General features: G+C 56.8%; 4 protein-coding genes, 3 tRNA genes and 1 rRNA gene. All 8 read left to right on the top strand.

Annotated elements, in window-relative coordinates:
* The first annotated feature begins 9 nt into the window (after nucleotides 1-9).
* A 5S ribosomal RNA gene (rrf, locus tag E8F06_RS05090) occupies nucleotides 10-125 on the top strand.
* A 183-nt stretch (nucleotides 126-308) separates the two neighbouring features.
* Complete coding sequence (birA, locus tag E8F06_RS05085) at nucleotides 309-1,265, top strand: bifunctional biotin--[acetyl-CoA-carboxylase] ligase/biotin operon repressor BirA (RefSeq protein ID WP_280364832.1); 957 nt, start codon at nucleotides 309-311, stop codon at nucleotides 1,263-1,265.
* A complete protein-coding gene (locus E8F06_RS05080) occupies nucleotides 1,255-2,004 on the top strand; it encodes a pantothenate kinase (protein ID WP_280364830.1) in 750 nt (249 codons plus the stop codon). The genes birA and E8F06_RS05080 overlap by 11 nt, the downstream gene beginning before the upstream one ends.
* Nucleotides 2,005-2,013: 9 nt before the next feature.
* The gene (locus E8F06_RS05075) at nucleotides 2,014-2,691 is read left to right on the top strand and encodes an SPOR domain-containing protein (protein ID WP_280364827.1); all 678 of its coding nucleotides are present in this window, start codon (nucleotides 2,014-2,016) and stop codon (nucleotides 2,689-2,691) included.
* Between the two features lie 142 nt (nucleotides 2,692-2,833).
* Nucleotides 2,834-2,918, top strand: a tRNA-Tyr gene (locus tag E8F06_RS05070).
* Between the two features lie 26 nt (nucleotides 2,919-2,944).
* Nucleotides 2,945-3,018 (top strand) — tRNA-Gly (locus E8F06_RS05065).
* 26 nt (nucleotides 3,019-3,044) lie between these two features.
* Nucleotides 3,045-3,120: transfer RNA gene (locus tag E8F06_RS05060), tRNA-Thr, on the top strand.
* Between the two features lie 84 nt (nucleotides 3,121-3,204).
* On the top strand, nucleotides 3,205-4,352 hold a 1,148-nt coding region (gene tuf, locus E8F06_RS05055), incomplete at its 3' end, for an elongation factor Tu (RefSeq protein ID WP_280364816.1).

The raw sequence follows: 4,352 nt of genomic DNA, 5'->3' as shown, positions 1-4,352 counted from the left end.
ACCGAATTGCTTGACGACCATAGAGCGTTGGAACCACCTGATCCCATCCCGAACTCAGCAGTGAAACGACGCATCGCCGATGGTAGTGTGGAGCTTCTCCATGTGAGAGTAGGTCATCGTCAAGCTTCTATCCCAAACCCCCGATACGCCCAGGCGTGTCGGGGGTTTGTCTTTGCGCGCAAGAAAATTCAAGCTCGCGGTCGCTGTCCTCTGTTGCTTGCTACGCACGCCTGGCGCGGGCTGGATTTCTATGCAATCAAGATGTGCATGGATATGATGCGTGCCTCATTGTGAGTCGGATCCAGCAAATGCTGACGTTATTGAAACTTCTGCAGGACGGACGCTTCCATTCGGGCCAGGCCTTGGGTGACGCCCTTGGTGTGAGCAGGAGTGCCGTCTGGAAGCAGCTGCAGCAACTGGAGGCGGATCTCGGTCTTCCTATTTATAAGGTTCGTGGCCGAGGTTATCGGTTGCAGAGCCCGTTGAGTCTGCTCGACCGAGGCATCCTGGAGAGGGAGGGCTGTCCTTGGTCGCATCAGGTATTCGATTCGCTGGATTCCACCAATGCCGAAACGATGCGTCGTTTGGGTGCGGGCGCGGTGCCACCCTTTGCGGTCATCGCTGAGCGGCAAACAGAGGGTAGGGGGCGCAGAGGGCGTCGATGGGTGAGTCCCTATGCCCAGAACCTCTACTACAGTCTGGCATTGCGCATCGATGGCGGTGCTCGTCAGCTTGAAGGTCTCAGCCTGGTCGTTGGCCTGGCTGTATTGAAGACATTGCGTTCATTTGGATTGGCTGAGGCTGGACTCAAATGGCCAAACGATCTCCTGGTGGGTAATCGCAAAATTGCCGGGATTCTCCTCGAGCTTCTAGGGGATCCTGCTGATATCTGTCATGTAGTGATTGGCATTGGAGTCAATGTGAACATGCAGCTGTCCACAGAGGAAATCGATCAGCCCTGGACCTCTATGCGAGCAGAGGGTGGGGGCCTCGTGGATAGGAATACATTGGTTTCCCGTTTGAGCTCCCACCTGGAAGACTACCTTGGGCGTCATAAGAGCGAGGGATTCGGAGCTCTGCGTACGGAATGGGAGGGCGCCCATCTCTGGCAAGGAAGGTTGGTCAATCTGACCGCGGGTATACAGAGCATCCAGGGAATGGTCATGGGGATTGATACGACAGGCGCCTTGCGCCTCAGTGTCGATGGCGAAGAGCGAGCTTACAGCGGTGGAGAGCTCAGTTTGAGGTTGAGTGATGATTCTTGAGCTTGACTGCGGCAACAGCTTTATCAAATGGCGTGTGATCGACAATACGCAGTTGGTTGCTCTTGCAGGTGGTGTCGTCGGTTCCGATGAAGAGCTGATTTCTGCACTGCAGGCAACCGCTGGCTTGGCCTTTCGCCAATGTCGACTGGTGAGCGTGCGTTCTGATGACGAAACTCGACTGCTGACCGGTCGGCTGCAAGAAGTCTTCGGCGTTTCCTCCGTCTGTGCGTCCTCTGCCATCGAGATGGCAGGAGTTCGCAATGGTTATTCTGAATATCAGCGTCTCGGATTGGATCGCTGGCTGGCAGTTCTGGGGGCATATCACATTGCTCGCAAGCCTTGCCTGGTCCTCGATCTTGGCACGGCAGTGACATCCGACCTGGTTACGGCGGATGGGGAGCATCTCGGCGGATTCATCTGTCCGGGGATGCCGCTCATGCGCAATCAGTTGCGTACTCATACCCGTCGTATTCGCTATGACGACGAGGCTGCGGAAAAGGCGTTGCACGACATGGTGCCCGGGCGCTCGACGGTCGAGGCGGTGGAGCGGGGTTGCCTGTTGATGCTTCGCGGATTCGTCCAGGCGCAGATCGAATTGGCGGCTGAGCATCTCGGGGAAGAATTCGAAGTCTTCCTCACCGGCGGTGATGCGCTCCTTGTCAGGGATGTGCTGCCGCGCGCTAGAGTTTTGCCTGACTTGGTGTTCGTCGGCCTGGCGATCGCCTGTCCATTGCATTGAGGTTGATCCATGCGCTGGTTGTTTCTGTTTCTCCTGGTTCTCAATCTCTTCTATTACGTCTGGCATCAGCAGCAGGCGCCCTTGCGGCCAAAGGAAGTGGAGACTCTTTCCCTCTATAAAGGTGGCCAGCAGGACATCCGTCTGCTCAGTGAGTCCGGGGGCGCCCAGCCGCGGCGCAGTGCCGCTCCGGCCGCGCCTGCCGAGGAGGCCGTATGTTTGTTCCTGGGTGGGTTCGAGCGTGAAGAGCAGGCGCGCGAAGTCGAACAACGGCTGATCAGCCTGGATGTTCGCTCTGAAGTTCAGCCTGTCGACGCCGCTGCGGGGACGGATTATTGGGTCTACCTTGCTCCCCTCGCTTCCAGGGAGGCGTCCCTGCGCCAGCTCAAGGAGCTCCAGGCGCGGAAAATCGACAGCTATATCGTGACCCAGGGTGACCTGGTCAACGGAATCTCCCTCGGTATCTTTCCGCGTATGGATTCTGCAGAGAGCGTAATGCAGCGGCTGCGAGATGCGGGTTATGAGCCTTTCATGCGGGAATTGTCTCGCGCGCACCGTGATTACTGGGTTCGCGTAGCCCCTGAAAGCCGCAGACTGATTGATGATCCATTGCTCGAGCAGCTGTCTCGAGATTTTTTTGGGTTAAAACATCAACTTATGCCGTGCGAGGGTGTTGCATCTCCTCGTTAGCTTGAATAGAATGGCGCCCGCTTCGCAGCGAGGCTCAAAAAGCTGAATGGCGAAGCGGCTGTCAAATGAAGCTAACCTCAAGATTTTAATGAGAAAAAGCTTGACAGCAGGGTGGCAGATGTTGAAAATGCCGCCTCACTTTGGAGGGATTCCCGAGCGGCCAAAGGGATCAGACTGTAAATCTGACGTCATAGACTTCGAAGGTTCGAATCCTTCTCCCTCCACCAGATTCAAAGCGAGAGCTGCAGGCTCCGCGGGTATAGTTCAGTGGCAGAACCTCAGCCTTCCAAGCTGATGATGCGGGTTCGATTCCCGCTACCCGCTCCAGGTTTTCTGCTTTCGCAATGTGTTTGGCTCATGTAGCTCAGTTGGTAGAGCACACCCTTGGTAAGGGTGAGGTCAGCGGTTCAAATCCGCTCATGAGCTCCATCTTAACAAAGGCAGATATGAAAATATCTGCCTTTGTTTTAATGGTGGCGTGACTCGCTCAATTCTTGATGGGAGACGTTCTCGATGGCTAAAGAAAAGTTCGAACGTAACAAACCGCACGTCAACGTTGGCACCATCGGTCACGTTGACCATGGCAAGACCACTCTGACTGCTGCTCTGACCAAGGTCTGCTCCGAGACCTGGGGTGGTTCGGCTCGCGCTTTCGACCAGATCGACAACGCGCCGGAAGAGAAGGCTCGCGGTATCACCATCAACACCTCCCACGTTGAGTACGATTCCGCTGTTCGTCACTACGCTCACGTTGACTGCCCCGGTCACGCTGACTACGTGAAGAACATGATCACCGGTGCTGCGCAGATGGACGGCGCTATCCTGGTTTGCTCGGCTGCTGACGGCCCCATGCCGCAGACCCGCGAGCACATCCTGCTGTCCCGTCAGGTAGGCGTTCCTTACATCGTCGTGTTCCTGAACAAGGCCGACATGGTTGACGACGCCGAGCTGCTGGAACTGGTCGAAATGGAAGTTCGTGACCTGCTGAACACCTACGACTTCCCGGGCGACGACACTCCGATCATCATCGGTTCCGCTCTGATGGCCCTGGAAGGCAAGGACGACAACGAAATTGGCGTTTCCGCCGTTCGTAAGCTGGTTGAGACCCTGGACTCCTACATTCCGGAGCCGGTGCGTGCCATCGATCAGCCGTTCCTGCTGCCGATCGAAGACGTGTTCTCCATTTCCGGCCGCGGTACCGTGGTTACCGGTCGTGTTGAGCGCGGTATCGTCAAGGTTCAGGAAGAAGTCGAGATCGTCGGCATTCGTGCGACCACCAAAACCACCTGCACCGGCGTTGAAATGTTCCGTAAGCTGCTCGACGAAGGTCGTGCCGGTGAGAACGTTGGCGTCCTGCTGCGCGGCACCAAGCGTGACGACGTAGAGCGTGGTCAGGTTCTGGCCAAGCCGGGCACCATCAAGCCGCACACCAAGTTCGAGTGCGAAGTGTACGTGCTGTCCAAGGAAGAAGGCGGTCGTCACACCCCGTTCTTCAAGGGCTACCGTCCGCAGTTCTACTTCCGTACCACTGACGTGACCGGTAACTGCGAACTGCCGGAAGGCGTAGAGATGGTAATGCCGGGCGACAACATCAAGATGGTTGTCACCCTGATCGCTCCGATCGCCATGGAAGATGGCCTGCGCTTCGCGATCCGCGAAGG

The organism is Pseudomonas sp. BN411 (assembly GCF_029871235.1).
Taxonomy (GTDB): domain Bacteria; phylum Pseudomonadota; class Gammaproteobacteria; order Pseudomonadales; family Pseudomonadaceae; genus Metapseudomonas.
This window is presented reverse-complemented; position numbering and strand designations above follow the sequence as displayed.